The organism is Acinetobacter sp. YH1901141 (assembly GCF_013416935.1).
In the GTDB taxonomy this organism is placed as follows: Bacteria; Pseudomonadota; Gammaproteobacteria; order Pseudomonadales; family Moraxellaceae; genus Acinetobacter; species Acinetobacter towneri.
On record NZ_VPEY01000001.1, the window covers coordinates 1 to 26,523 of the forward strand.

28 protein-coding genes and 1 rRNA gene are annotated in these 26,523 nt (G+C 41.9%); 10 read left to right on the forward strand and 19 right to left on the reverse strand.

All coding sequences use genetic code 11. From position 1 onward, the window contains the following. The 4 genes from FTV52_RS00005 to FTV52_RS00020 form a co-directional block, all read right to left on the reverse strand. Window positions 1-217, reverse strand: a 16S ribosomal RNA gene (locus FTV52_RS00005); the annotation flags it as partial. A gap of 458 nt (window positions 218-675) precedes the next feature. Then, window positions 676-1,758, reverse strand: coding sequence for a DUF6670 family protein (locus tag FTV52_RS00010; RefSeq protein ID WP_104853049.1), 1,083 nt, complete (start codon window positions 1,756-1,758; stop codon window positions 676-678). A 40-nt stretch (window positions 1,759-1,798) separates the two neighbouring features. Next, a complete protein-coding gene (pssA, locus tag FTV52_RS00015) occupies window positions 1,799-2,623 on the reverse strand; it encodes a CDP-diacylglycerol--serine O-phosphatidyltransferase (RefSeq protein ID WP_004976213.1) in 825 nt (274 codons plus the stop codon). A 43-nt stretch (window positions 2,624-2,666) separates the two neighbouring features. Further along, entirely contained in the window at window positions 2,667-3,524 is an 858-nt protein-coding gene (locus FTV52_RS00020) for a 23S rRNA (adenine(2030)-N(6))-methyltransferase RlmJ (RefSeq protein ID WP_179989426.1), read from the reverse strand. Between the two features lie 116 nt (window positions 3,525-3,640). Between FTV52_RS00020 and FTV52_RS00025 the strand changes: the two genes are divergently transcribed. Further along, a complete protein-coding gene (locus FTV52_RS00025) occupies window positions 3,641-4,243 on the forward strand; it encodes a 2OG-Fe(II) oxygenase (RefSeq protein ID WP_104853047.1) in 603 nt (200 codons plus the stop codon). Between the two features lie 86 nt (window positions 4,244-4,329). Continuing rightward, window positions 4,330-4,857, forward strand: coding sequence for a hypothetical protein (locus tag FTV52_RS00030; RefSeq protein ID WP_019836939.1), 528 nt, complete (start codon window positions 4,330-4,332; stop codon window positions 4,855-4,857). 62 nt (window positions 4,858-4,919) lie between these two features. Here the strand turns inward: FTV52_RS00030 and FTV52_RS00035 are convergent, their stop codons facing one another. The 6 genes from FTV52_RS00035 to FTV52_RS00060 all read right to left on the reverse strand — a co-directional run bounded on the left by FTV52_RS00035 (window position 4,920) and on the right by FTV52_RS00060 (window position 11,096). Further along, window positions 4,920-5,177 (reverse strand): DUF2789 family protein, encoded by a 258-nt coding sequence (locus tag FTV52_RS00035; protein ID WP_026438086.1) that lies wholly within the window; start codon window positions 5,175-5,177, stop codon window positions 4,920-4,922. Between the two features lie 179 nt (window positions 5,178-5,356). Continuing rightward, window positions 5,357-5,605 carry a DUF2789 family protein gene (locus FTV52_RS00040; protein ID WP_096901745.1) on the reverse strand — a complete coding sequence of 83 codons (249 nt, stop codon included), beginning with the start codon at window positions 5,603-5,605 and terminating at the stop codon, window positions 5,357-5,359. A 205-nt stretch (window positions 5,606-5,810) separates the two neighbouring features. After that, on the reverse strand, window positions 5,811-7,028 hold the full coding sequence (locus FTV52_RS00045) for a YeeE/YedE family protein (RefSeq protein WP_179989593.1): 1,218 nt from the start codon (window positions 7,026-7,028) through the stop codon (window positions 5,811-5,813). A 236-nt stretch (window positions 7,029-7,264) separates the two neighbouring features. After that, complete coding sequence (locus FTV52_RS00050; protein ID WP_019836931.1) at window positions 7,265-8,251, reverse strand: malate dehydrogenase; 987 nt, start codon at window positions 8,249-8,251, stop codon at window positions 7,265-7,267. Between the two features lie 204 nt (window positions 8,252-8,455). Then, a complete protein-coding gene (locus FTV52_RS00055) occupies window positions 8,456-9,103 on the reverse strand; it encodes a ribonuclease I (protein WP_179988453.1) in 648 nt (215 codons plus the stop codon). A 106-nt stretch (window positions 9,104-9,209) separates the two neighbouring features. Beyond that, window positions 9,210-11,096, reverse strand: coding sequence for a lytic transglycosylase domain-containing protein (locus tag FTV52_RS00060; protein WP_179989595.1), 1,887 nt, complete (start codon window positions 11,094-11,096; stop codon window positions 9,210-9,212). A gap of 358 nt (window positions 11,097-11,454) precedes the next feature. Here FTV52_RS00060 and miaB point away from each other — a divergent pair, with 358 nt between their 5' ends. Genes miaB through ybeY form a run of 3 tightly spaced genes read left to right on the forward strand, consistent with a single transcriptional unit; the run spans window position 11,455 to window position 14,548 of the window. Beyond that, window positions 11,455-12,909, forward strand: coding sequence for a tRNA (N6-isopentenyl adenosine(37)-C2)-methylthiotransferase MiaB (miaB, locus tag FTV52_RS00065; protein ID WP_168418537.1), 1,455 nt, complete (start codon window positions 11,455-11,457; stop codon window positions 12,907-12,909). A 39-nt stretch (window positions 12,910-12,948) separates the two neighbouring features. Then, window positions 12,949-14,022, forward strand: coding sequence for a PhoH family protein (locus FTV52_RS00070; RefSeq protein WP_179989428.1), 1,074 nt, complete (start codon window positions 12,949-12,951; stop codon window positions 14,020-14,022). Window positions 14,023-14,065: 43 nt separating this feature from the next. Beyond that, window positions 14,066-14,548, forward strand: a complete 483-nt coding sequence (ybeY, locus tag FTV52_RS00075) for an rRNA maturation RNase YbeY (RefSeq protein WP_004976192.1) — start codon at window positions 14,066-14,068, stop codon at window positions 14,546-14,548. Window positions 14,549-14,760: 212 nt separating this feature from the next. On the opposite strand, the gene FTV52_RS00080 is transcribed toward ybeY, so the two are convergent. Further along, a complete protein-coding gene (locus FTV52_RS00080; RefSeq protein ID WP_171062604.1) occupies window positions 14,761-15,618 on the reverse strand; it encodes an energy transducer TonB in 858 nt (285 codons plus the stop codon). A 275-nt stretch (window positions 15,619-15,893) separates the two neighbouring features. Between FTV52_RS00080 and FTV52_RS00085 the strand changes: the two genes are divergently transcribed. From FTV52_RS00085 to FTV52_RS00100, 4 genes are all read left to right on the forward strand, one after another. Further along, window positions 15,894-16,568, forward strand: coding sequence for a hypothetical protein (locus FTV52_RS00085; RefSeq protein ID WP_004976182.1), 675 nt, complete (start codon window positions 15,894-15,896; stop codon window positions 16,566-16,568). 145 nt (window positions 16,569-16,713) lie between these two features. Continuing rightward, window positions 16,714-17,427 carry a DUF3108 domain-containing protein gene (locus tag FTV52_RS00090; protein WP_004976176.1) on the forward strand — a complete coding sequence of 238 codons (714 nt, stop codon included), beginning with the start codon at window positions 16,714-16,716 and terminating at the stop codon, window positions 17,425-17,427. 128 nt (window positions 17,428-17,555) lie between these two features. Next, window positions 17,556-18,131: a xanthine phosphoribosyltransferase gene (locus tag FTV52_RS00095; RefSeq protein WP_004976172.1), complete on the forward strand. Its 576-nt coding sequence runs from the start codon at window positions 17,556-17,558 to the stop codon at window positions 18,129-18,131. A 262-nt stretch (window positions 18,132-18,393) separates the two neighbouring features. Beyond that, the gene (locus FTV52_RS00100) at window positions 18,394-18,795 is read left to right on the forward strand and encodes a hypothetical protein (RefSeq protein ID WP_179989430.1); all 402 of its coding nucleotides are present in this window, start codon (window positions 18,394-18,396) and stop codon (window positions 18,793-18,795) included. 58 nt (window positions 18,796-18,853) lie between these two features. Here FTV52_RS00100 and FTV52_RS00105 read toward each other — a convergent pair whose 3' ends face one another. Both FTV52_RS00105 and wrbA read right to left on the reverse strand, forming a co-directional pair. Next, window positions 18,854-19,045 (reverse strand): hypothetical protein, encoded by a 192-nt coding sequence (locus FTV52_RS00105; RefSeq protein ID WP_179989432.1) that lies wholly within the window; start codon window positions 19,043-19,045, stop codon window positions 18,854-18,856. Between the two features lie 409 nt (window positions 19,046-19,454). Next, window positions 19,455-20,051 carry an NAD(P)H:quinone oxidoreductase gene (gene wrbA / locus FTV52_RS00110; protein ID WP_026438329.1) on the reverse strand — a complete coding sequence of 199 codons (597 nt, stop codon included), beginning with the start codon at window positions 20,049-20,051 and terminating at the stop codon, window positions 19,455-19,457. A gap of 114 nt (window positions 20,052-20,165) precedes the next feature. Here wrbA and FTV52_RS00115 point away from each other — a divergent pair, with 114 nt between their 5' ends. Further along, complete coding sequence (locus tag FTV52_RS00115; protein ID WP_179989434.1) at window positions 20,166-21,413, forward strand: YihY family inner membrane protein; 1,248 nt, start codon at window positions 20,166-20,168, stop codon at window positions 21,411-21,413. A 146-nt stretch (window positions 21,414-21,559) separates the two neighbouring features. On the opposite strand, the gene FTV52_RS00120 is transcribed toward FTV52_RS00115, so the two are convergent. The 6 genes from FTV52_RS00120 to FTV52_RS00145 all read right to left on the reverse strand — a co-directional run bounded on the left by FTV52_RS00120 (window position 21,560) and on the right by FTV52_RS00145 (window position 26,410). Further along, window positions 21,560-22,498, reverse strand: coding sequence for a DMT family transporter (locus FTV52_RS00120; protein ID WP_136144062.1), 939 nt, complete (start codon window positions 22,496-22,498; stop codon window positions 21,560-21,562). A 166-nt stretch (window positions 22,499-22,664) separates the two neighbouring features. Then, window positions 22,665-23,069 carry a biopolymer transporter ExbD gene (locus FTV52_RS00125; RefSeq protein WP_004976158.1) on the reverse strand — a complete coding sequence of 135 codons (405 nt, stop codon included), beginning with the start codon at window positions 23,067-23,069 and terminating at the stop codon, window positions 22,665-22,667. After that, entirely contained in the window at window positions 23,069-23,692 is a 624-nt protein-coding gene (locus tag FTV52_RS00130; RefSeq protein WP_096901723.1) for a MotA/TolQ/ExbB proton channel family protein, read from the reverse strand. Before FTV52_RS00130 ends, FTV52_RS00125 begins: the two co-directional genes overlap by 1 nt. A 20-nt stretch (window positions 23,693-23,712) precedes the next feature. Continuing rightward, complete coding sequence (locus FTV52_RS00135) at window positions 23,713-24,489, reverse strand: energy transducer TonB (RefSeq protein ID WP_179989436.1); 777 nt, start codon at window positions 24,487-24,489, stop codon at window positions 23,713-23,715. Between the two features lie 261 nt (window positions 24,490-24,750). Continuing rightward, window positions 24,751-25,617: a formyltetrahydrofolate deformylase gene (purU, locus tag FTV52_RS00140; protein ID WP_004976151.1), complete on the reverse strand. Its 867-nt coding sequence runs from the start codon at window positions 25,615-25,617 to the stop codon at window positions 24,751-24,753. A gap of 91 nt (window positions 25,618-25,708) precedes the next feature. Beyond that, on the reverse strand, window positions 25,709-26,410 hold the full coding sequence (locus FTV52_RS00145; protein WP_004976150.1) for a TetR/AcrR family transcriptional regulator: 702 nt from the start codon (window positions 26,408-26,410) through the stop codon (window positions 25,709-25,711). Between the last annotated feature and the right edge of the window lie 113 nt (window positions 26,411-26,523).

Below are 26,523 nucleotides of genomic sequence, written 5' to 3' on the forward strand. Positions count from 1 at the left end.
AGCGCAAGGTCATAAAGAGCCCCTGCTTTCTCCCGTAGGACGTATGCGGTATTAGCATCCCTTTCGGAATGTTGTCCCCCACTAATAGGCAGATTCCTAAGCATTACTCACCCGTCCGCCGCTAGCTCAGTTACCGAAGCAACCTTGCCCGCTCGACTTGCATGTGTTAAGCCTGCCGCCAGCGTTCAATCTGAGCCATGATCAAACTCTTCAGTTAAAATCATTTTGAAGTTTTAATCTAAACTTCCAAATCTGGCTCATCAATTTTCTGACTTAAATTTCGCTCAAATAAACTTCGAGTAATTTAAACCAATCAATCAATGAAATATGTTCGATTAATCAATCAGTAAAAATCCACACAAGTTGTTCTTCATAATCTCTTAATGATCTTCTCAATGCTTCGTCAGCATCAAGCTAGGTCGACTATATTACGCTTTATTTCTAAAGTGTCAACTGGTAATTTAAATTATTTTAAACTTTCTTTCTAAAACCCAACTCAATCATTCTTAACCAAGTCATTGTTTTATCAGAAGTTTTAATCTTCATCACCGCCGATGGATGTGCATTATAGGTGAAATATTTCGCCTTGCAACCCCTCTTTTTAAGTTTTATGAGTTTTTTAATCCAAACGGTTATTTATTCAGCAAAATACTTCACTTTTCCACAAAATACTGTTTATTTCTTTTTCTTGATCATAAAAGGTTCAGGATTCATAACTACATCTGGCATTTTTTCTGGCTGATCATGTTCCTGCCATTTCAGTGCGCGGCAGTCGATATATTCACAATAGCCTCCTTCTCCTTGTTGTTGATCTCCATTTATAGCCAACTGATATTGAAAACTTCCGACATAACCTGCTGCAGCCCCAAATTTAAAATCACCACGACTCTGCGCCTGTAAATGAATTGAGGTGCCATCTTCATCTTGATAACGCCATTCAAACTCACGTGGCAAATACATACACTGACCTGTTGGCGTTTTTACTTTTGGATAAACCCGTTGAATATTAAATTGTACTTGCCCATCAAATACCCGAGTTTGCTCCGTGTTCGCATTTCGCAGATAGATTCGAGATTGCAAAATTCGATTCAACACATCACGACTTTGTAGCAATATCATTTGTTGCTGATGATTCAGATTAATCACTTGATAGCAAAAAAATGCCACAGCGAAATAAGGAAACTGGATTGAGCGGGCAAACTCAAAACTACCCAATTGCTCAATCTGAAAATGCTGATCTTTATAGCGTACACTTCCCTGACACTGACACAGCAAAGACCAATGTTCTGCCAAATTCATTCGCAATTTAGTGAAATATGAAATTGTAGAGCTTGTGGTGATCTTTAAATCAAAGCTAAGTTCGCTATCTTCACGTTGAATATGAAATTGCGGAAAGTGTCCAGTAATGCGCTCTTTATTGGCAAACTGAAAATACTCTGCAGTAAATACGCAATCATGTTGTATTGAATAATGATTGGACTGCCCCACCATGTGTGGGCTGCTACTACAAAGAATACTGGCTGTGTCTAAAGCTGAGGTTGTAATCACATTTTCAGGGCGCAGCATTGCGGTATTTAGGCTGCCCAATAAACCAATAAAGTTGAGATAATGTAAGGGTGCAGGCAAATTAGGAAGAATTAAGCCCTGATAGATAAATTTATAATGATGTTTTGGGGCGTGATAAGGCAGTTTGGCGGTTGCCGCAGGAGTTTGATTGAGTTGTTTGGAACGATCGAGAAAATCTTGAAACAGCTGCATATCAAACTCCTTGTGAGTTGATGCTTTTATGAAAGCTTAATTAACTCACTGCATTTTTTCTTGCCATAAAAGTGGTCACAAAACCTGAAAGTGCATAAATAATTGAAATCACTAAAATTCCAACAGGAATATTATAAGTCATGGCTGCAAGGATAAATACTGCGATTGGCAATACAAAAAACGGCACACGCTTACGATCAAAGGTTTTAAATGAATAATATTTAATATTGGAAATCATCAACAATCCTACTGCAATAATAATCACAGCATTGAGGATTTGTAGACCAATTTCACGAATATCATACAGTTCAGGAAAATCCCGTCCTACCCAAACCAGCGACACGATAATCAGCGCAGCCAAAGGACTTGCAACACCAATAAAGTAGCGTTTATCGACCACACCAATTTGCACATTAAAACGCGCCAAACGGAATGCGGCACAAGCCGTATAAACAAAGCAAGCCGCCAAGCCGATACGACCTAAATCATGCAAACTCCAGCTATACATCAAAATCGCAGGTGCAACACCAAAGGCGAGCATATCGGATAATGAATCAAACTGTTCGCCAAATGGACTTTGCGCACCAATCGCACGTGCCACACGACCATCTAAACCATCAAACAATGCTGCTAGAAAAATGGCATAAATCGCTTGGCTAAATTCGCCATTCATACTGGCAATAATGGAGTAAAAACCCGACAGCAAGGCTGCCGTGGTAATCAGGTTTGGCCACAGATAGATACCACGACGTTTCACCTTTTGCCCTTCACGGGTATGTTCTTCTTCCACCACTTCAAATGTAATTCCGTCATGCTCAAGATCACGGGAACTATATTCTCCTTCGGGTTTGGATGTGTTTGTCATTATTTTGTGTCCTAACTGTAACCTGAACGTCTATTTAAATTTTTTATTCGCCAACTAACCAACGCACTGCAGCATGTCCACCATGTTCTTGCATACGCAAGTGCGGGAACAACCATTGCAGGGCTTCATCTGCATCTTCAGAGAATTTCCATGGTGGATTAATCACCAATAAACCACAACCGTTTAAGCCCACAGGAGTATCGTCAGGCCACACACAAATTTCACAAATGAGTTGACGGCGAATACCTGTTTTAAACATTTTCTTTTCAAAACGTTCAATCATGGCGCGGTCTTTAATTGGATACCACACCGCAAATACGCCTGTTGGCCATTTTTTATGTGCAGCTGCCAATAATTCAACCAACTGAGGGAAATCTTTACGTTCCAATTCATACGGTGGATCAATCATCACCAAACCGCGTTTTTCTTTTGGTGGAATGACGCCCAATAAACCTTCGTAAGCATCACGCTCATGTAAACCTGCGCGTTTGTCACGAATGTTATGACGCAATTGCTGGAATACATCGCGCTGCATTTCAAAAATAGTTGCTTTGTCGATGTCACGCATACCTTGTAAAGCAAACCATGGCGAACCGGGATATGCACCTTGCCCATCCTTTTCACGCATTGCTTCAACCAGTTTTAAATACTGCTGTACGCCTTCTGGTGCCTGACGTTTGATTGAATCATCTAGTTTCACTAAACGATGAATACCATTTAAAAATTCGCCCGATTTTTGTGCAGGTGCTAAAGATAAGTCATATTTACCCGCACCGCCATGTGTATCGACATAGCGATAAGGTTTATCTTTGGCATTTAAACGTGTCAGAATTTGCAGCAATAAAACATGCTTCATGACATCGGCAAAGTTGCCCGCATGGAAATGGTGACGATAATTCATGTTTGGTTCATTCCTAAAATCAACCGACATTTTAGCATGAAAAAAAGTTTCATTCAGGAGCTTGTATTCCTCTAAAATAATCAGCTTGTCTTGCATTTTGTCTGAGTATCTATTTTATGGACGCCACACTGCTTCCAAAATCTTGGAATATTGATCAAATTCTTGAAGATTTAGATTTGCATGGTTTTGCCATGTTGGATGATGCCTATTCACCTGAATATCAACAACAAGTTCTCGCAGAGTGTAGTCAAAATTTAGATCAATTTCGTGAAGCAGCCATTCAAAATGGTGTGGTCAGCAAAATTCGCAGTGATCATATTTTATGGATTCACGAAAATTTAAGCATTGCACAACAACATACCCAAACCCTTTTGACTTTGGCCGAACAATTCAATCAGGCATTTTATTTAGGGATCCGTGAGGTCGAAGCGCATTTTGCCAGCTACCAAGCAGGTTCTTTTTATGCCTTGCACCGCGATAACCCACAACAAAAAAATGATCGGGTGATTTCTGCTGTCTATTATTTACACCCTGAATGGCAGACAGATTGGGGTGGACAACTACGTTTACAAGACAAACATGGAGCATGGCAAATTATAGAACCACGCCCAAATCGGATTGCAATTTTCCAAAGTGATTTATTGCACGAAGTTTTGCCTGCGACACAGCAACGTCTTTCCATTACCGCATGGCTACGCAGCGGCAATCAACTTTGGTAAAAACAGACCGCATTTTTCAGACTATTGGCTTTAAAACTGTAAATTTGCCCCGATGTAGAGCAAATATTGCTATCAGGAATTCACCCATGCGCAACTCGACTCAACAGCTTATTCAACGTATTGGGGAAACCGACCAACTTTTTTTACAAGGCAATACGCCTGAATTGGCATTAGAACGTGCCGATTTACGCTTACAATTGGTGAGTTTGAGCGAGTTACGCCAAGAACAGATTTACTTTTTGCAAGAAGCCATTGTGCTGTTAGAACAAGGTCGGGTTGAATTTGAAGAAATGCCAGTGACGTTATATATCAATTTGTCTTTGCATTTGGCCAAAGCCTATATGATGTATTTTGAGCTGACCCGCGATGCAAAATACGCCTTAATTACCCAACAAATTTTAAAAGCCATGACTCATTATGCACATGGAGATATTTTCTTTTTCTTGGCTTATGCCAGCGCCAGTAAAAATGAAAGTGCACTGTGTCGCCACTGGTTAGGCAAGTACAGTAAAACTGCCGAATTTGATTTGGAACTCTTACAAATTCACCCTGCCTTTAACGCCTATCAAACCGAAGTCTGGTTTAAACAAATTCTCAAAAGCAGAATGCATTAAAAAAACGCCTCGTTCTGAGGCGTTTTTAATGAAAACATATTAAATATGACGATGACTTAAACCTAAACAGCTTGTAAACGATAAGCATCTAAATGCAATTGTTGATTGAGTTCATCAATCCAAATGGCCCAATCATCGTCTTGTACCAAATGACTGATTAAAAATTCACGTTGTGATTTATTCCAAAACGGCGCTTCATGTAAATTAATATGTGCAGGTAATTGATGCGTACGTACATACAGTTCAATGGCTGCAGGGCTGCTGGCTAAACCGAGTTGGCTGAATAACATGGCTAATGATGGAGTATTTTGCATGAGCACCTTGCCCCCTTTTATTAGTTTCGTTGTAATTCCTTATTCAACCAACTTATAACACTTTGTATAAAAAACCCAGTCTTCCGACTGGGTTTGTTGTATCTTTTTGTGAGCACGCAGTTTACTGGCGCTTTTTAGATGAAAAGTATTTGATTTAACTTAAAAACTTTTAACTTAAATACCGATTAAACACTCGGATGTTGATCACTATGTAATTGCTCATTTAAGGTTTCAATCACAATGGCCCAATCATCATCTTTTTTCCAATGGCTTTGCAAAAATTGGCGCTGCCCTTCCGTCCAAAACTCGGCACAGTGTAATTTGGTTTCTGCAGGTAATTGATGCTCACGAATAAATTGATCAATTGCTGCATCGTCAGCATCTAGACCCAATTGTTGAAATAACAGTTCTAAAGTCGGTTGTTGGTCAAACATGGCATCCTCCTTTGATTCGTCTTGTACTTTTAATGACCTTAACCTGCTTCGAGCCGCAATTCAGCAGCAGCCGAGTTGCAGCATGTTATTTTTTGTACGATGCGATATACCTAAAGCATCCCACTCAATATTCTTAACACGATGACAGGCAACAAAAAAGCCAGTCAATGTAAACCGACTGGCTTTCATCTACTTAAATTAAAAGTTAGCAACCTGTTAGTTTTTCAGGCTGTGGCTTTTCATTTGGAAAGAAGATTGGGCGCAATTTCACACCAATGGCATTCCCCATAAATGCAAATACTAGCCATAACCAACCATGCACACTGCCCGAAGCAATTCCGCTAAAGTATGCGCCAATGTTACAACCGTAGGCCAAACGTGCACCATAACCAAGTAATAAGCCACCTATAACAGCCGCAACCAGTGAACGGCGTGGAATATTAAAGTTCGGGGCAAATTTTCCAGCCAAACTTGCAGCAAGCAATGCACCCAACATAATGCCAAAATTCATCATAGAGGTGATGTCATGCCACAATGAATTTGCCAATGCTTTAGCATTGCCTGACTGCTGCCAATAATCCCAAGCGCTTACATCTACACCCGCAAAAACAGCAACTTTTGCAGCCCAAACTGCAAGCGCAGAAGTCACGCCCCACGGACGACCAGCCAATACCAAGGTAGCAAAATTCAGCAGCGTTAAAATAAGCCCACCCCAAATTAACGGCCAAGGACCTTTGAGGAAACGCTTCCAACCATGGTACTGACTTTGCGGCTCGACTTCTAAACTGCCATGACGTTTCTTTTCAAAAAACACGGTTGCGGCAGCAATCACAGCAAAAATAACAAAGCTTAGAATAAGTGCAGGAATCACCCCAAAACTTTCGACAATCGAGATTGGCGCCAAATGCGGCAGATTAAACCACCAATCTAAATGCGAAGTGGCAATCAGTGAACCTAAGCAGAAGAAAAATAGCGTAACCAACATACGCGCACTGCCACCGCCTACCGTGTATAGCGTACCCGATGCACAGCCCCCCCCCAACTGCATGCCAATACCAAAAATAAAAGCACCAATCATGACCGACATCGACACAGGATTGACATTGCCCTTGACGGGATTGCCAAACAACTCACCTGCACCTAAAGCAGGAAAGAACAACAACACCGCCAAGCCCAGCATAATCATTTGAGCCCGCAAACCACGACCACGACGTTCTTTAATAAACACACGCCAGCTAGAAGTAAAACCAAAAGAGGCGTGATACAACGTCATCCCCAAAGCACCACCAATTAAAAATAACAGTGCTTGATTTAGACCCACGATTTGATAGGCGCCGATAGTACCGACAACAAGTAAGATAAAAGCCACCCAAACCGAAACATTCGATCTATGGGCACTTGCAACAATAACTTGACATGACAGAGAGAAGATTTGAAAAAGGAAACCCGCGTATTCTAAGCAATTTCCCCTACCGTGCAGGTCAATCGACCTATTTTATAGTCGCTTATCCATTCTGATATTTGATAAGCAATATGAGCTTAGCTGATGATAGGCTTTTAATTGCAAAGATAAAATCAAGCGCAAAAAAAATGCCAGTCAACTTTTAGGTTGACTGGCATCACTCCCGAAGGAGTTTTAACTTAATCTAGCAGATTAAATTATTTAATCATGTCAGCAATTGCTGCGCGTTCTTCTTCAAGTTCGTTTAACGTGAAGTTGATACGCTCACGGCTGAACTCGTCGATTTCAAGACCTTGAACGATTTTGTATTCGCCATTTTCGCAAGTTACAGGGAAACCGAACATTACGCCTTCAGGAATACCGTAAGAACCGTCAGAAGGAATACCCATAGTTACCCATTCGCCGTTTGTGCCAAGCGCCCAATCACGCATGTGGTCAATTGCAGCGTTTGCAGCAGATGCAGCAGAAGATAAACCACGTGCTTCGATGATCGCAGCGCCACGCTTACCAACTGTAGGAAGGAATACGTCTTTGTTCCATTCAGCATCGTTGATTTTGTCTTTTAAGCTTTCTCCATTTGCAGTTGCAAAACGGTAGTCAGCATACATTGTTGGAGAGTGGTTACCCCAAACTGTCATTGTTTTGATGTCAGAAACAGCAACGCCAGCTTTTTGAGCAAGTTGAGTTAACGCGCGGTTGTGGTCAAGACGTAACATTGCTGTGAAGTTTTTCGCTGGAAGATCTGGAGCAGATTTCATTGCGATGTAAGCATTCGTGTTCGCTGGGTTACCAACAACTAGAACTTTAACATCACGGCTAGCAACTTCGTTAAGTGCTTGACCTTGACCAATAAAGATTTCACCGTTTACTTTAAGAAGGTCAGCACGCTCCATACCAGGACCACGTGGACGAGAACCAACCAATAACGCGTAGTCAGCATCTTTAAATGCCACTTTAGGATCATCAGTACCGATCATGCCAGCCAATAATGGGAAAGCACAGTCGTCAAGTTCCATCATTACGCCTTTAAGCGCAGCTTGAGCTTTCTCAAAAGGAACTTCTAATAATTGAAGGATAACTGGTTGGTCTTTACCCAACATTTCACCGCTAGCGATACGGAATAATAGGCTGTAACCAATTTGACCAGCAGCGCCAGTAACGGCAACGCGAACAGGTTGCTTCATGTAATTATCTCCAATTGAGAGGATAGTCAATGCGATTAAATAGCTGTTCTATCTAATCTTAATAATCATAAACGCGAAAGATTGTACTCCAATCATTCAGCGGATGCATGCAAAAGCGCATCAAATTCCACAAAAGTCTGATAGAAAATATGAATAAAATTTCTCAAAAAGCTTAAAATTCAGAAATTACAGTCACCTAGCAAACTAGTAAGAACCTTTAATGACAAACTGATTCGGGCAATTTGATTCAATCGCTGCACCGCACTGCTTATAGCGTCCTGCGGTGTTATAACAAATTTTGATTTCAGTTAAATAACTTTTACCTTGATGGTTAGAGCACTGAAAATGCACGCTTTTTGATGACATACCTGAATTGGACTTGAGAAACAAACTCCGTAGTTGTGACAATTGCACCGTCTGCGTGTCTTGGCCTGTCAATACCGAAGGCACGTTCATCCGATCTGCATTATTAATAATCATGCGAAAATACTGACTGGCATTCATGGGCACACAGCCGCCAATACCTTGCCACAATTGTATCCGTGCAGCTTCATCAGGCATGACTCGCGCCACTACCTTCGCTTGTAGCGGCGGTAACTTTGCCGATGAATGGGTGCTACATTCACGCGTGGCTACTTCGGGATATAAACCCTCAATATTCAGTGAGTAACCTTCTAAACATTTACGCTTTTTGCTTTTGCTCGAATCGATTAAACACACGGCGGGCGTCATTTGCACGGACATCACATAGCCTTGCACGGGGGCAGAAAATGTATTTTGCGTACACAAAACCAAAGCTGTACCACTCAAACCGAGCAATGTAACTTGAATTGGCTGTAAAACTGTACTCATCCACATTTTCAATGCTTCAGCCCCCTAAATTCTTATACACCCAATGACTCACGCATCTATATATCAACACGCATGATCATCTAACTGTATCACTTGTAACATTTTCCTAAGGTGTATTCCGAGATGGAATATGTTGCATACGGCTACTCATTGATTGTCCACCCTGCCCCAACAGCACACCATAGTGCGTGGCATTGGTCATGACATGCTTGACATAGTCACGTGTTTCCAACAAAGGAATGCTTTCAGTATATTGGTCTGCCGCAATTTGCTGAAACTCTGGCTGCCAACGGCGTGCACGATTTGGCCCGGCGTTGTATCCTGCTGTGGCCAGCACAGGGCTATTGCTTAATTGTCGCTGAATGGTCGACAAATAAAATGTACCGTAGCGGATGTTGGTATTCATGTCACTGAGTGCAGCAGGATTATAAGTTTCACCCATTTGTCGTGCAACCAAACGTGCCGTGTCTGGCATAATTTGCATGAGTCCACCTGCACCTACATGCGAACGTGCAGTAGTATTAAAACGGCTTTCTTGACGCATCAAACCATAAGCCCAAGCAGGGTCAATACCTGCATTTTGACTGTGGCTCACAACATAATTACGATGTGGCATAGCATAACGGTAACTATAGTTGTGCTTATTCACAGTACGATCTGCTGCATAAATGGCACGATCATACCAACCCATATCGGTTGCACGCTTAGCCGCTGCTAAAATCAAACCATCATCCTGTCTTAAATACGCCTGACGTACCGCCCAGTTCCATTCACGGTTGACATAATTGGCAGGTGCATTAATTTCACGCAAAGTAAAGGCACGGTTAAAGTGAATATCTTGATTCAAACGCTGTAAGTCATTGGTACTTGGTTGCGTATTCGCAGGAATCGTGTTGTAGGTTTGCCCAAGACGATCTTTTGCCAACAAGTTGTGATAATCATCACCCTGCGCCAATTTTTTATAAATATTTTGTGCACTACGTTTCGACGCTGCATCATTGCGTTGTTCTGAAGCACGTGCCAACCAATATTGCCAACGATCTTCCTGTTTTTGAGTCACACTCATGCTGTCTACAGCACGAATCACACTTTCCCATGCGCCAAAACGAATCGCCTGACGGGCATAAATTTCTGCTTCTTCGGGACTAAAAGGTAAGCCATAACTGGCGTCTAAGGCACTTAACACTTCACGCTTAAAATTGTTTTTCATGACTGTAGTGCCGCCAATATATCCCACAGCACGATACAAGGCTTTTTGTACCGATTCTGGCGCACCTTCTGCACTGCGTTTTAGTGAAGAAAGTGCCGAGTCTAAATCGCTATCGGCTAAACGTCCGATCGCATAAATAAGATAGGCATGGTCTTCGTTGCTTGCTTTAGGCGCAGACCACAAATAATTCAGTGGATTGGCTTGAATGCTGTTCAATTGTGCCAAACTGATATTCATACCTAAACTTTGCGCAGTCGCTAAAGCGAGCCCTGACTGCCCTGCACGCAATTGTGCCCATAAGCGTTGCTGTTTATCTTGCTGAGTCATAATTGGACTAGAGAGCATCATTCGACCTAGACCTGTACAAGATTCAGGTTGTGAGTTCGTGGTCAACCAAACATCTTTAAATTCCGCGACCACCAAAGGATCACCCGAACGGGTACGAACTTGTGCCATGGCACAGCTTTCGGCCTGATCAGCATTACTCACATAGGCAAGCACAGGTTGTGCACTGCTAAAATCGGCCTGTTTCACTTTTTCTTCGATGTAATCGGCTGCGAGTTTTTCTGCCATCGCTGATTGTGGATGGCGCTGTGCAAACTGAACAATTGCACTGGCAGGTTGCATGCCCAAATTGGTGTTCAATGCCCAGTATTCAGGATAGTAGCCCAAAACATCATTTTGCATGGCGTATTGATACTGCTGCAATAAATCGACATCACCTGAATTGGCGGCACGTAACGCATCATTGAACTGTTCATTTGCCGCATGCGTACTAGCCATGACTGCAAATGAAACAAGGCTCAAAGCAAGCTTTTTAGCTAAATTATTATTTTGTTTCATCATTTGTAGCATTCGCTTGCTTTCGGTCATTTACTTCCGCCTCGAGGTCCGCATCTCATCTTTAGGTTTAGTTTAATTAGTCTAGAACCACAGTTGTGTTCTGTTATGTAACCTTCTGATTAGACACTATTAATCTTACAACTCATGTTCAAACAAATTTCTTCATATTTCAATCAGCTGTTGTGCTGATTTAAGGCTGTCAGTTTAGCGTGAATTCCTGCTAAAATATGCGCCTTTCTTTTGTCTAATGACGTTTATTTTTATAAACGATTTAGTGAACTATCTCTTAGGAGCCTACATGACGGTTCAAACCTTCATCCCCAATGGTGCCCAAGCTGCCTCAGAAAACACTGTTACCCAGCCACAGCACACCCCAGCCGACGGTTCAGTCAAAAAACTGTATATCGAAACGCAAGGGTGTCAGATGAATGAGTATGACAGTCACCGTATGGCAGACCTTTTAGGCGATTCTCACGGCTATGTACTGACCAGCAACCCTGCTGATGCCGATATTCTGCTCATGAATACCTGTTCGATTCGTGAAAAAGCGCAGGAAAAGGTGTTTTCTGAATTAGGTCGCTGGCGTAAGCTGAAAGAAAAAAATCCTGATTTGGTGATTGGCGTAGGCGGTTGCGTCGCTTCTCAGGAAGGCGACAACATTCAAAAGCGTGCCCCGTATGTGGATATGATTTTTGGTCCACAAACCTTACACCGTTTACCGCAAATGCTTGATCAACACCACGATCAGGTCGAAAAACCAAAGAAAGAAAAAATCAAACTGGTGGATATTTCTTTCCCAGACATCGAAAAATTCGACTTTTTGCCTGAGCCACGTGTTGAAGGTTTTAAAGCCTTTGTCTCGATTATGGAAGGCTGTTCAAAATACTGCTCATTCTGTGTCGTGCCATATACCCGTGGTGAAGAAGTTTCACGTCCTTTAGACGACGTATTGGCTGAAATTGCGACTTTGGCTGAAAAAGGCGTGCGTGAAATTAGCTTGCTCGGTCAAAACGTGAATGGTTACCGTGGTGAGACTTTTGACGGCAAAATTTGTACTTTCGCAGATTTACTGCGTTTGGTTGCCGAAGTGCCTGGCATTGGCCGTATTCGTTACACTACATCGCACCCACTTGAATTTAATGATGATTTAATTCAATGCTACCGTGATTTACCGCAAATGGTGTCGCATTTACACTTACCTGTACAAAGTGGTTCGAACGATGTGCTACAAGCCATGAAGCGTAACCACACTATTGATGTGTATATCGACAAGATTGCCAAATTACGTAAAGTGCGCCCAGATATGCATTTATCTAGCGATTTTATTATTGGCTTCCCTGGTGAAACCGATCAAAACTTTGAAGAAACTTATCAGTTTATTCAAGAGATGGATTTTGACCACTCGTACAGTTTCATCTATTCAAAACGTCCAGGTACGCCTGCATCTGAACTTGAAGACACCACACCTGAAGATGTGAAAAAAGAGCGTTTGGCCAAAGTCCAACAATGGATCAAACAATCGAGTATTGATAAGACCGATGCCATGCTGGGTACGGTGCAACGTGTCCTGATTGAAAATGTTTCTGATAAAGATCCGAACATTTTGGTCGGCACAGCAGACAATACACGTTTAGTAACATTTATTGGTGACCCTGCTTGGGTCGGACGCTTTGCGGAGATTGAGATTACCGAGATTAAAACTTTGAATTTAGTTTATGGTGAACTCTTGAATCTTGAGCCTGACGTGGCGTAATGTAAGAGCTAAAGTCCAATAACAGATTAAGGAATTCTCTTGACTGCAGCGATTCGACGTACAGTAACTTTTCCTGGTATTTCAATGGAACGTTTAAAAAGCATGCTCGGTGCTTATAACGGACATTTGAAACAAATCGAACAACGCCTAGACGTCCAAATTTCCCATCGTGGTGACGCCTTTTTTATAGATGGGGAAATTGATGCAGTTGAACGAGCCGAAACGCTCTTGCAACGCCTGCATGAAGAAGCGGAAAGCTCTGCACAAATTAGTGCAGACACGCTCCACATGATGATTCAGGGCAGTCAGACTGACCGTGAATTACAATCGGATGATGGGCAAGAGCATACTGGATTGGATGCTGTTTGGTTGCAAACCCGCAAAGGGCGCATTAATCCACGCGGTGCCAACCAAAAGCGTTATGTGCAACGTATTTTGCAAAGTGATATTTCATTTGGTATTGGCCCTGCAGGTACGGGTAAAACCTATTTGGCTGTTGCCGCTGCCGTAGATATGTTGGAACGCAATGAAATCCAGCGGATTCTATTGGTGCGCCCTGCGGTTGAAGCGGGTGAAAAACTGGGCTTCTTACCGGGTGATTTAACCCAGAAAATTGACCCGTATTTGCGTCCCCTTTATGATGCCCTGTATGAAATGCTCGGCTTTGAAAAAGTTGCTAAGCTGATTGAACGTCAAGTGATTGAAGTTGCACCACTGGCGTATATGCGTGGTCGTACCCTCAACCACTCTTTTGTGATTTTGGATGAAGCCCAGAACACCACGCCTGAACAGATGAAGATGTTCCTGACCCGTTTAGGGTTTGGTTCACGTGCAGTGATTACCGGTGATGTGACTCAGGTGGATTTACCACGTGGTCAGCAGTCTGGTCTGGCACATGCCTTACGTGTGATTGATAAAATCCCTGAAATTCATATTACTCGTTTCCATTCTCGTGATGTCGTGCGTCACCAGCTGGTTCAGAAAATTGTTGAAGCCTATGAAGGCTGGGACAATGAGCAACAGCGTTTAAGTGCCGAAGCGCGTGCAGAACGTAAAGCGCGCCAGGAAGCATTAATTGCGGAAAATGATGCCGCAGCAGATGCACAGCACTAATCGCTGTGCGCTCTGCAACCTACTGAAGTATTAAGGATTCATTTTGAAATTAAGTCTCAGCCTGCAACAGGATATTCAAGCGCCTGAGCTGGTGTTAAAACGTGCCTATCTGAAAAAAGTAGTCGAAACCACTTTAAGACATATAGACACCCAAAGTGATTGTGAAATTGGAATTGCCTGTGTCGATCATGCCGAAAGTCACAAGCTCAATCTGGAATATCGCAAAAAAGACAAATCTACCAACGTCTTGTCTTTCCCAAGCGATTTACCCGATGAAATGGCACAAGTTTTGCCGAGCTTCCCTATTGGGGATTTGGTAATTTGTATTCCTGTGGTTTTACAGGAAGCTGCAGAACAAGCCAAAACACCATTAGCGCATTTCACTCACATGCTAGTACATGGCACGCTGCACCTTATGGGCTATGATCATGAAACCTCAGATGAGGATGCCGAAGAAATGGAAGCTTTAGAAGTTGAGATTCTTGCCAAGTTGGGTTTGGATAATCCATACATGGAAAGAGATTGAATTTTAAGTTTTAGAAAATCATAAAAATAGCGGGCTAAGGCTCGCTTTTTTGTTTAAAACTACTCCCTCCCAATGGGAGGGAGAACATTCATTAGAGTCCCATGATTGCTAAATACCAGACGAACATTGCTGCGTAAAGCAGAGAGTAGATTCTTGTTACTTGTCCACAAAGTCCTCTCTCCCTTTGGGAGAGAGCCAGAGAGAGGGAAAAACTAGCGCACCTCAAACTCAGCTTCAGCAGGGTCAAAACGCCACGTCCGTACAATCCGCAATTCAGAAATATCTTTCATTTTGGCATCAAATGCACCAAAAGGTGCGGCTTTACGCACCGAAGCTTTGGCTGCTTCATCTAGCATGGCATGTCCTGAACTTTCAATTAAACGAATGGCACGAATCCCACCATTGTTGTTCAAAATCACCATTAAACGTACTTCGCCTGCCAAATTCTGTGCTTTGGCTTGTTCTGGATAATAACGGTTACCATAAAATTCGACTTTTTGACGGAATTTTTCCATATAACCAGCGGTGTTGTCTTGCTTGGCCTGAATCCCATCGATGGTTTTAATTTTTTGCTGACGGCTAAAATTTTGTTGGCGTTGTAAATATTGCGCTTCAATACTGGCGACCATGGCAGCCTTAGCTTGGAATTGGCTATTCAACTCCTGCATGGCTTTTTTGCGCTGATTTTCTGCAGCCTGTTTTTGCCAACTGAGCGTGGTCATCAATACTTTTTCTTCAAAGTTTAATTCACGCTGTTGCTGCATACGCTCTAAACTTTCCAATTGCTGCTCCCCTGCACTTTGTTCAGTCATGGGTGCAGGCATATCACTCGACATGCGATGTTCTTCACGGAACGTACCTGAACCTTGCTGATCGGCTTGGGCTAAGAAATCTGCATCTTCAACTTTTGCATCGCTCATGCGTACCGATACCGCAATCTCTTTGACCGCAGCATCGCTTTGTTGCGGTGCAGCAAACTGCACGGCCAAAATTAATGCGTGCAATACAGCAGCCACCAGCAACGCTGCAGCAAAAATAGGATCTTTCCACCAATCTTGCGTAGAAGGCATCAATTGAATTTTTTTTAGCATCACATTAATCCGACAAAACGTCTGATTCCCCAAGCCGCCAAATGCGGTATAAACTAAAGAGCATATTACTTTGCTCAGTTTTTGCTTTTCTGCAAAACTGCGAAGTTCATCAAAAAGCTGACTACTGAGCCTTAAAATCTTAAAAATGGTGCAACTTATTTTGCTAAACTGCAAGCTTCTATGCCTGTATTTTTAATACAATTCGACAAAATATTTGTATCTGTAAAGAATGAATGAACGACTTGGACGGCCGTATGCAAACCCTGATCACCAATATCTCTCAACGTATCCGTCAAGTGTACCAAAAAGCGGAAGGATTTATTGAGGATGAACGTGAATTTCCATTATCTCAGGTCTTCTTAAATGCGACTTTTCAGCGCTTTGTGACCGATAATGTGAAAATGTTGCAAGATCTGCACGCAGACTTACACGACGACTGGTTACGTCTTTATGCAACCCTAGATTACAACGGCTTGAACATCACTCTGTCTGTCGATTTAAAATTAGTACAGATGGAATTGAATAAAGATACTCAGCTGATTGTGTTTGAACAAATTAGTGACACGCAGGTGATTGAAGCAAGTTATCCAAGTTTTTTGCATAAAATCGCTGTGAAGTGCGCTTTATTTTACTATCAAAAAATACGCAATGATGACCCTTTAGGCATGATTTTAGAAAAACTCAAAGTCATTAAAGTCAAAGATGATTTGCTGCATTTAGATTTAAATCGCTGGTTGGGCAAAAGCCGCTCTATCATTGACACACTCAGCAAAGTTCATGTGAATCATGCGGTATTACGTGAAGCGGAATTGGTGCTCACTGGCAACGTCAATTTAACGGCGTTGTTCCGCAAAATGTCTGAAGAAAGACTAGAAGATGTGGAAGAATCTCTTGCAGATACGCAAGTCACACCGCTGAAACAAAAATAAAGCTAAGCTGAAACTTTAGAAGAGAATACATACAGGAAAACTACACAAGCCGCATAATTCCTAATTTTCTCTTCATATTCAACGCGTATAATGGCAACAAGCAAGCAAATTGCATCTCCCTACATACAGAGGAAATATCTCAGCAATGGCAAATCATGTATTGAAAAAAATGGGTATGGCAGCCGGTGTGTCTACAGCACTGTTTTTGGCTGGTTTCTCTAGCCAAACATTTGCCATGAGTCCTTTCCAAGCCAGTTATCAATTTAACTACAATGGTAAAAACTTAGGTTCTGCAACACGTACTTTAAGCCAAACAGGTAACCAATGGAGTTATGTGTTTGCTGCCAAAGCAGGCGTGATTGCCTCTGCTACAGAAACTAGCCGTTTTAGTTTTAATAATGGCAAAATTGGCTCATCTAGCTTTAGCCGCAGCAGTAAGATTTTGGTGCATAACAACACCATGAGTATTAACTTCAATCCTTCGGCGAAAACCATTAACACCAAAAAGGACAGCGACACCCGTTCTTTTGCGTGGAAAGCGGGCGTGTTGGATGAGTTGAATGCGGAACTGCAAATCCGTGAAGACTTAAAAAGTGGCGGTTTAAAATCGAGCTACTATATTGCCGATAATAAAGAGGTGGAATCACGTCGCTTTATTAAGCAAGGTTCAGAAAAAATCAAAACCAGTTATGGTACTTTTGATACCATTAAAGTGGTGCTGAAACACAACAAACCAAACCGTGATACGATTTTCTGGTTGGCACCAAAACTTGACTACTTGCCTGTCAAAGTTACCCACCAAGACAAAGACAAGTCTTATGGATTATTACTCACAGGCTATAAAGGCCCGACCAACTAATTTAGAATATAACTACTGAGCAAAGCTTGGCAGTTATTCACCATTTGGTAAATTGTTCTTGCATTTTTTCAAGTGCTTTTTAAAATACGCTTTTGCTTTGAAAAGCACCTGCTCTTGAGGATTCTCCCGTGCATGCACTAGAACAGAAAATTTTAGCCGAAGGTATCGTTCTATCTGAAGCGGTTCTAAAAGTCGACTCTTTCTTAAACCATCAAATTGACCCTGTGATGATGCAGCAAATTGGTCAAGAATTTGCGCGTTTGTTTAAAGATGCAGGCATCACCAAAATTATTACCATCGAAGCTTCTGGCATTGCACCAGCTGTGATGGCAGGTTTAGAGCTTGGTGTACCTGTAATTTTTGCACGTAAATATCAATCTTTAACCTTAAAAGATGATTTATACCGCTCTAAAGTATTTTCATTTACCAAGCAAACTGAAAGCACGATTGCCATTTCAAACAAACATATTAGCGCTAGCGACAAAGTCTTGGTGATTGATGACTTTTTGGCAAATGGTCAAGCTGCACTCGGTTTAGCAGATTTAATCCATCAAGCCAATGCAGAAGTCGTGGGTATTGGGATTGTGATTGAAAAGTCATTCCAGCCGGGTCGTGAATTATTGCTTGAAAAAGGCTATCGCGTTGAATCATTGGCACGAGTAAAGTCTTTGGCAAACGGTACAGTTGAATTTGTACGCGATTAAGGTCGATTAAAACTGATGTTGGTTCATCATTTAAACCCGATGATCAAAGAGTGCTTAGGCGCTCTTTTTTTTATGCTTTTTTTAAACTTAAACAACTCATTTACATATATTGAATTTACAAAATAGCCGCGCTACGCCATTCTGCACTTGAAATAACAGTGATTCAGCAGTCTAGTTTTTCTGATTGCAGCTCTAGACAGCACTTTTTAGATCGTCTGCGTGCATTGATGCATGCGGCATGAGCATAAGGCAATTTACAGTCATGACACAAGACAATCCGTTGATGCAACACAGTATCACCTGTCCGAAATGTGGTTCAACTCAAGTTGAAAAACGCAACCATCAACAAAACTTACAAAAAATTGGTGGCGTGTTATTAGGCTCTGCAGGTACAGCAGCAGGTACTGTGGGCGGCGCAGCTTCGGGAGCTTCTATTGGTGCGGCAATTGGTACAGCCGCAGGGCCATTGGGCGTGATTATGGGCGGCACCATTGGAACATTTGTCGGGGCAATTAGCGTGGGAATCACAGGTGGTTTTCTTGGGCATCGCTTTGGTAAAAAAGCAGGTGTAATTGTTGATCAGAATATTTTTCTAGATTTTCAATGCCTCAAATGTAAACACCGCTTTAAAGAAAAGTTGAAACAGCCAAGCAACTCTAAGTAACCCTAAATCAATTTCAAAAAAAGTGCTGCACATTGCAGCACTTTTTGATTGCATCTTTTTATTTTGCAGTGCTGCTTGCAGAAGTCATCACAGTTTTTTGTGCCGCTAAATACTGTGCTTCCGCAGGTTGTTTTTCAATACGTTGTTCTTCTGAAAAACTCAGACTATGCACAATTTCAGTCGCTGCAACACTCGACCATGAACACCCTAAACTCATTAGACCTAACCCAATCAGCATCCACTTATTCATTTTCACTTTCCTCAATCTCTCATTTTTACAGCAGTCCGTTGTGCTCAATACATTAGGGTCTGTTGACAATTCGTCTATGTTTGCGGCATGAGAGATATATCTCGCAAGGTTTTTTAGCTGATATAAGGCATGGGACAGGAAATTTAGTCATTCTAAATGACTGGCACATAACGCAATAGCAGCAAAAAATATGCTGCGTGAACCGTGACAGAAAACTCTGCTTTTAAAGCGGTTATTAGACGTGAAAAGAGAAAAACTGAATATCACTGCAAATGGTGATTTTAGGTGAAAAGTGAACTTATTTTTTAGCACGCTCAATGCTACATAAGCCAATCGAATTCAAGTACAAAAGATAAAAGCGTAAAACGATATCCACATTTTACGCTTCATCTTAATTAAAGAAAGAATCTCACATGCCCTGTAATTTTTTTACCATTTCACCTAGGCGTTGTCCTTGCGCTTCACAAAGGATTTTTTCATCCTGACTCAAAGCCTGATCGTGGCGCGGGCCGCTCACATGCGTTGCACCATACGGCGTACCGCCCGTTTTGGTATTTGATAAAGCAGGATGCGCATTATGCAATCCCATAATCATCATTCCGTGGTGAAACAATGGCGGCAACATGGTCAATAAGGTACTTTCCTGTCCACCATGCATCGAACCCGATGAGGTAAAAACGCAGGCAGGTTTATTGTGCAATGCGCCATTCAGCCACAGACTAGTGGTTTGATCCCAGAAATATTTCATTTCAGATGCCATATTGCCAAAACGTGTAGGTGAACCTAAAGCCAAACCTGCACAATTGGCCAAGTCATCCAAAGTACAATAAATATCACCTTCGGCAGGAATACTTGGCTCGGCTTGTTGCACCACGGTCGAGATATTTGGCACAGTTCTAATTTTAACGGGCATGCCACTAGCCTCTACCCCGTTGGCAATTAAATGTGCCATTTCTTTGGTAGAACCATATTTACTAAAGTACAAAACCAGAATATATGCTTGCATCATGCTAAGAAATCAGACTAAAAATGAAAACTATACGGTATTTTGCTGCTTTTTTGGTTAAGCTTAACCATGAAAACAGATAAAGATGATTAAAAAAGTTGAGACAGCCACTGTATGATCGTTGAGTATTTAAAGAAACTGCCTTTTTATGACAAACAATGGTTTCAATTTGTCTTATTTGTGCTGCGTCGCTTTGAAGCAGATCGCTGCCGTGAACAAGCAGGCTCTTTAACCTACACTACCCTGTTTGCCGTTGTACCTATGCTCACCGTATTTTTGGTGATCATCTCATCCATTAAGGCACTCGAACCTGCACGGCAACAATTACAACAACTGATTTACAGCAACTTTTTACCTAAAACCACCATCGCCTTTGATAAAGCCTTAAATGCCTTTACCGACAAATCTAGCAACTTAACCGTCATCGGGATTTTGTTTTTATTCGTGACCACGGTGATGATGCTGACCAGTATTGAAACTGTGTTTAACCGAATTTGGCGGGTTAAGGAAACCCGTGGCGGCATTATGGGTTTTATGCGTTACTGGACCATTATCTCATTAGGCCCTATTTTACTGGGCAGTGCTTTTGTCATTTCCTCAACTTTGGCATCTATGAATGTGCTGAGTAATAACTTTGCAGGTTATGAACTCAATGGCGCATTTATTTTATGGCTGATTTCATTTGCCCTAACCATTTTAGGTTTTTTTATTCTGAATTGGACCATTCCCAACCGCAGTGTACCTATTAAAGCCGCATTAATTGCGGGGGTTTTCAGTGCTGTTGTATTTGAATTTTTGAAAAACCTGTTTGGTTTTATTATGTCCAACTTCACCAGTTATGAAATTATTTATGGTGCTTTTGCTGCCGTACCTATTTTCTTACTGTGGATTTTCCTGTCTTGGAATATTGTGCTGTTAGGTGTTGAAATTAGTTATGCCTTGACCGCTTTTGAAGCCAGTCGCGAAAAAAAATGCCATCCGCTGCTCATGCTATTGGACTTACTGGAATTGTTTTACAAAAAACAAATGCGCGGAGAAAGTGTCACTGAAACTGAAGCCTTAGATGTATTGGGACGTAATGAAATTGGGCGCTGGCCGTCTTATGTGCTGATGCTAGAACAACAAAATTTAATTAAACGTACTGAAAATGATGAATTTGTTTTGGTGCGCAATTTATCTCAGGTAGATTTTTGGAGTTTTTATTCACAGCTACCGTATTCATTGCCACGTCGTCAGGACTTGGCCAATGTCTATCCTGATGATGAATGGATGCAAAAACTTGGCCCCGTACTCAGTGAAACCGATGACTATTTGGCTGCCAAATTGTCGATTCCGCTCTCTAAGATTTTTGAAGAAAAATAATCTTGTACGCGCTCGCTAGATTTTAAATATCACCCATCTTCAAATTTAAACCCGTATTGAGCTACTAGGTTATTTGAAGATGATTTTTACATGACAACATTGCTGATGTTGAGTCTTGCTCAAGTTCATGGAAAAGCTGCAAATACTTATTTTCTTTTTAGTACTTGGGTTTTATGTTTAAACCAACATTGAGCATTCACCATCAACACCCCCAGCATGACCAAAACAGCCCCAATCATAAAACTTTGGCTCAAGCTTTCATTCAACAACCATACACCAAACAATACGCCAAATAATGGCGTTAAAAATGAAAACACGCCTAAACTGGATGCTAAATATTGTTTCAGCAACCAAAACCAAGCGAGATAGCTAATAAACGAAATCAATACCGCATGAAAAATCAAACTGCCTATGGCTAAGGCTGTCCAATGAATTTCAGCCTGTCCCATCCACCATGCCATCGGCAGTAAAATCAAAAAACCACCCATCAATTGGTAAAACAAAGTTTGTGTTGCAGGGGCTTCCGATAAACGACTTAGACGTACCGCAACAGTTGTGGCTGCCCAAAGTATGCCTGCACTCAGCGCAAGTAAATCGCCAAAAAGCATCTGGCTGAAGTTTTGGTGGCTCTCTTGTTGCACAGTATCACGCCATAAAAAAGTCACCGCTATGCCAGCAAAAGACAACAGAATCCCGCCCCATTGCAAGCGAGATAAACGCTCTGCAGGTAGTTTCCAATGCAACGCTAAAGCCACAAAAATAGGCGCGGTATATAGTAAAACCACCACATGCGACGCAGAAGTATATTGAATCGCCTGCCCTAACATAAAAAATTCTGCGGCAAATAAAATACCCACCAATATGCCTGCAGGCAGATATTCAGTCGAAGCCCATTGAGTATTTCTTGCAAGCAATAACAAAGGCAACACCATCACAGCAGACAAGCCTGAACGCAGTGCCAATTGCATCAAGGGTGAAATATCTGCCGCAGCAACTTTTAGCACCACTTGTTGCAAACCCCAAAAAACACACAAAATTAGCATCATACTGCTGGCTTTTGCATCAAGTGCTTGGCGTGAACTCATGGCTGAACCTGATCTGAGATAAAAAATAGACTTTAAAGTAAGCAGCGGACTCAACCTAAATCTTTTGGATATTCAACATCATTGAGTACTTGAGGAGTTTTGGCATTATGCGCGACTTTGCATAAAAAAAGCGACCTAAATAGATCGCTAATTTTTAAGGATTAACTTAATCATCTGTTGCGAAAGCAATATCACTGAGTCCGGCTTCACTCGCACGTGACATCACTTGCGCCACAGTATCATAACGCGCATCTTTATCTGCTCTTAACACCACGGTTGGCTGTTGAGCTTGCTGACTAGCATCATTAAAGCGGGTTTGCAACTCATCTAAACTAATGATTTGATCATCCCACGCCACTTCACCATTGGCATTGATACTGACCTGAATTTGCTCAGGCGGTAAATCAACAATTTCTGCGCTGGTTTGCGGTAAGGTTAATGGTATAGATGGGTTGGCAACGGTCGCTGTCACCAAAAAGATGATCATCAATACCAACATAATGTCGATCAGGGGAATAAGGTTCATCTCATTCATGCCTGAATCGTTGTCTTCACCCAATTGAAAAGCCATTAAACCTGACCTCCCACTAAACTTTGTTGTGTTGCATTCACTTCAGTTCTTTGAACAGAAGAATCTTGTTGCAACATGGTGTCAATCAACAAACTATGTGCATGATCTTGCAAATTTGTAGATAAGGTACGGTTCACACGCGAACAAATGTTGTAAGCAATCACGGCAGGAATCGCCACCGCCAAACCGAAGCCCGTCATAATCAACGCTTCACCAACAGGCGTTGCCACTTGAGCCAATCCCGCCTGACCGCTTTTTCCAACCGCAACGAGTGCATGGAAAATACCCCAAACTGTACCAAACAAACCCACAAACGGTGCTAATGACGCAATTGTACCCAGTACCGATACGCCTTTTTCTGCCGATGCTTTTTCTACCGAAATTTGACGCAATAAGGCTTGCTCAGCAACCGCTTTACGCTGCTCAAAATTTAAGGGCACCAGTTTTGCTTTAAGCTGATTTAAAGCCTGTGACAGTTGAGCATAAGCTTGTTGCTTCAATTGGCGCGTGCCTATCAAACGTAATGCGAAGATGGTCCATGTCGCAATCGACATCGCCAATAACACGAAATACAGCGTTTTGCTGACTGCATCTGCGTGTTGCCAATAGACGGAAAAGTTCATACTCGAACTCCTGTTGAAGGTTAGCCGTTAGGGTTCAATGTCAATTCAAAAGGCTGCTCAGCACGAATTGGATAAGCCACGCCATTTTCTTTGTACGGTTTGAATTTTGCACTACGCACTGCGCGTAAAATCTTTTGATCTAAAGCAGGTACACCACTAGAACGCGTAATTTGAGCATCGGTGATCACGCCTTTTTCATTGGCTTCAATCCGAACCACCACGTTACGGGTTTCTCCCTGTAAATCACGATTGGTATAAGAAGGTTTTGGAGAACGACTCCATTGCACGCCTGAGCCGCCAATCGACACTGTTTTTGGAGGAGCAGGTGCTGGCGCAACAGGTGCAACTGTCGGTTTCGGTGCAGGCTGTACCACTTTAGTTTCAGTCACCGTTGCTACAGGTGCAGGTTGCACCACACGTTCGACTGGTTTTTCTACGGGCTTCGCCACGGGTTTAGGGGCTTCTGCTTTTTTAACTTGCTGTACTTTTTCTACTTTTTTCGGTGGCGGTGGCAACGGTTTTTCTACCACAGGCACTTCTTTTACAGGCTGAGGCTTGGGTTTTTCAGGCTGTGGTTCAGCCTTAGGTTGCGGTGGCAACGGTTTAGGCTGTTCTTGAATTTTTACAAAGCGTACTTTTAAAGGTTCTTTTTCTATGGGCTTTAAGGTCGGAGTTTGCATTTGCCCCAATGCCCACAACACACCGACATGACCTAATGCAACAACAGCTAAAGCCGTCACAACTTTCTTTTTCATGGCATTGGGCATTTGTAGCATAGCGTTGGGAGATTGGTTCATTAAAGTCAGCGACCTTCAAAAGCAATTGCCAAACCATCACAGTTCCGAACGATCAAACTGATCGGTTAGCACAATTAAAGTAACGCAATAATAAATGAGAAGTGTTTTCATTTGCAACTATTTTTTAATAACAAACGTGAATCATCCAATAAATTTGCTATTTTAAAAACAGTTTAAATAAATGTTATAACATTACAATTTTAGCATAAAAAAACATGCCATGTCGGCATGTTTTAATTCGATTTTTAGATAGCTTTTACCCTATTGAAATACAACAGTTTTGTTGCCATCTACAATAATACGGTCTTCCAAATGCCATTTAACTGCACGTGCCAGTACATTACGTTCCACATCCTGACCCAATTCACGCAGTTGATCTACCGTAAAGTCGTGGTTTACACGCTCTACATCTTGCTCAATGATCGGACCTTGATCTAGGTCTGCTGTTACATAGTGTGCAGTTGCACCAATCAGTTTTACGCCTTTTTCATAAGCTTGTTTATATGGATTTGCGCCCACGAAAGCAGGCAGGAATGAATGGTGAATATTGATCACTTTCATTTCCCACTTAGAGACAAACTCTTCATCCAAAATTTGCATATAACGCGCCAATACCAACAAATCATTGCCTTGCATCAATTCATCAATTTTAGCGTAAGCTTCACGTTTATTTTCTTTATTAACAGGCACTACTTCAAACGGAATACCAAAGTTTTCTACCGCTTCACGCAAGGTGTCATGGTTCGACACCACTTTGGTAATTTCACATGGTAAACCACCACGTGAATGACGCCATAATAGTTCGAGCAAAGCATGATCAACTTTAGACACCAAAATGCCGACTTTTTTCACATCGCTGACCAAAGCCAAACGCCATTGCATTTCATAACGCTCTGCCACGTTAGAAGCAAAGGTTTGCAATAAGCTTTCTTTACGGCTTTGCAAGTGATCCAGTTCAAACTCAACCCGCATGAAATAACGCCCGCCCTGAGCTTCTGTTGCGTATTGATCAAGCGCGGTAATGTTGGCTCCTTGATGATACAAAAAGCTCGATACAGCCTGCACAATACCTGGCTTATCTTCACAGGTAATCAGTAAACGTGCAGTATTCGCAGTCGTCATATTCATGTTGTTTTTAGTCACTACTTGGTTAAATTGAAAAACAAGCCGAGTATTCTAGCGCGTTTCTCAGACATTCTAAATAGCCATTCTCAGTCTCTTAGTCGGCTTGAGTATTTTTACTGGATGATAAACTCTCAAACAGTTCAGATGTGCCTAGTGTTTCTAGTAAACGCTCATAGGTTGCACGACTTTCACCCCGTAAATATGCCCCTTCAAGGAACAGCATTTGACGTAAAGCCTGCCAAATCCATTTTTCTTCCAAATGGTTTGAATCGGTAATGTGACCCGACATATATAAGAAGTTCGTCCAGTTGGTCAGCACAATCCAAATATTGATAATCAAGGCTTCAATTTCTGACTCAGTCATTTGCATCAGACCCGCATCCACAAAGGCCTGATAAATTTTTTGTCCCTGCTGCATGACCTGTCCTGCAAAACGTGGATACATTTTGCGGAAATCTTCATTGGTTTCGACCAAATGATAGACATCACGATGCAAAAAACGATAAGCCCACAGCTGACTACTGAGAACCTGAAAATAACGAATTTTGTCATTGGCATCTAAGCCACGATTTTCAGGCAAAGCCAGCATTTCTAAAGTTTCTTGCTGATATTGTTCCATCAGCTCTTTAATAATTTCGTTCTTATTGCGGAAGTGGTAATACAAGTTTCCTGGGCTCATGCCCAGTTCTGCCGCAATATGATTGGTTGTTACCGAACGCTCACCACGCTCGTTAAACAATTGCAAACTCAATTGCAAAATACGTTCTTTGGTTTTCAACGTTTTGGTTTGAGACATCCTAAAAACAACCATTCTTTAAAATTTGGGGGCATGAAAACATAAAGTCACTTGACTGATTAGAGTAAATACTCTAAAAATTAACTTATATTGCTTTTATTGAATGGTAACAT

Excerpts from the sequence above, each read along its gene's own strand:
- FTV52_RS00010 (WP_104853049.1), bottom strand. The coding sequence starts at position 1,758 with ATGCAGCTGTTTCAAGATTTTCTCGATCGTTCCAAACAACTCAATCAA.
- pssA (WP_004976213.1), bottom strand. The coding sequence starts at position 2,623 with ATGACAAACACATCCAAACCCGAAGGAGAATATAGTTCCCGTGATCTT.
- FTV52_RS00020 (WP_179989426.1), bottom strand. The coding sequence starts at position 3,524 with ATGAATTATCGTCACCATTTCCATGCGGGCAACTTTGCCGATGTCATG.
- FTV52_RS00025 (WP_104853047.1), top strand. The coding sequence starts at position 3,641 with ATGGACGCCACACTGCTTCCAAAATCTTGGAATATTGATCAAATTCTT.
- FTV52_RS00030 (WP_019836939.1), top strand. The coding sequence starts at position 4,330 with ATGCGCAACTCGACTCAACAGCTTATTCAACGTATTGGGGAAACCGAC.
- FTV52_RS00040 (WP_096901745.1), bottom strand. The coding sequence starts at position 5,605 with ATGTTTGACCAACAACCGACTTTAGAACTGTTATTTCAACAATTGGGT.
- FTV52_RS00050 (WP_019836931.1), bottom strand. The coding sequence starts at position 8,251 with ATGAAGCAACCTGTTCGCGTTGCCGTTACTGGCGCTGCTGGTCAAATT.
- FTV52_RS00055 (WP_179988453.1), bottom strand. The coding sequence starts at position 9,103 with ATGAGTACAGTTTTACAGCCAATTCAAGTTACATTGCTCGGTTTGAGT.
- FTV52_RS00060 (WP_179989595.1), bottom strand. The coding sequence starts at position 11,096 with ATGGCTAGTACGCATGCGGCAAATGAACAGTTCAATGATGCGTTACGT.
- miaB (WP_168418537.1), top strand. The coding sequence starts at position 11,455 with ATGACGGTTCAAACCTTCATCCCCAATGGTGCCCAAGCTGCCTCAGAA.
- FTV52_RS00080 (WP_171062604.1), bottom strand. The coding sequence starts at position 15,618 with ATGCCTTCTACGCAAGATTGGTGGAAAGATCCTATTTTTGCTGCAGCG.
- FTV52_RS00085 (WP_004976182.1), top strand. The coding sequence starts at position 15,894 with ATGCAAACCCTGATCACCAATATCTCTCAACGTATCCGTCAAGTGTAC.
- FTV52_RS00090 (WP_004976176.1), top strand. The coding sequence starts at position 16,714 with ATGGCAAATCATGTATTGAAAAAAATGGGTATGGCAGCCGGTGTGTCT.
- FTV52_RS00100 (WP_179989430.1), top strand. The coding sequence starts at position 18,394 with ATGACACAAGACAATCCGTTGATGCAACACAGTATCACCTGTCCGAAA.
- FTV52_RS00105 (WP_179989432.1), bottom strand. The coding sequence starts at position 19,045 with ATGAATAAGTGGATGCTGATTGGGTTAGGTCTAATGAGTTTAGGGTGT.
- wrbA (WP_026438329.1), bottom strand. The coding sequence starts at position 20,051 with ATGCAAGCATATATTCTGGTTTTGTACTTTAGTAAATATGGTTCTACC.
- FTV52_RS00115 (WP_179989434.1), top strand. The coding sequence starts at position 20,166 with ATGATCGTTGAGTATTTAAAGAAACTGCCTTTTTATGACAAACAATGG.
- FTV52_RS00120 (WP_136144062.1), bottom strand. The coding sequence starts at position 22,498 with ATGAGTTCACGCCAAGCACTTGATGCAAAAGCCAGCAGTATGATGCTA.
- FTV52_RS00125 (WP_004976158.1), bottom strand. The coding sequence starts at position 23,069 with ATGGCTTTTCAATTGGGTGAAGACAACGATTCAGGCATGAATGAGATG.
- FTV52_RS00130 (WP_096901723.1), bottom strand. The coding sequence starts at position 23,692 with ATGAACTTTTCCGTCTATTGGCAACACGCAGATGCAGTCAGCAAAACG.
- FTV52_RS00135 (WP_179989436.1), bottom strand. The coding sequence starts at position 24,489 with ATGAACCAATCTCCCAACGCTATGCTACAAATGCCCAATGCCATGAAA.
- purU (WP_004976151.1), bottom strand. The coding sequence starts at position 25,617 with ATGAATATGACGACTGCGAATACTGCACGTTTACTGATTACCTGTGAA.
- FTV52_RS00145 (WP_004976150.1), bottom strand. The coding sequence starts at position 26,410 with ATGTCTCAAACCAAAACGTTGAAAACCAAAGAACGTATTTTGCAATTG.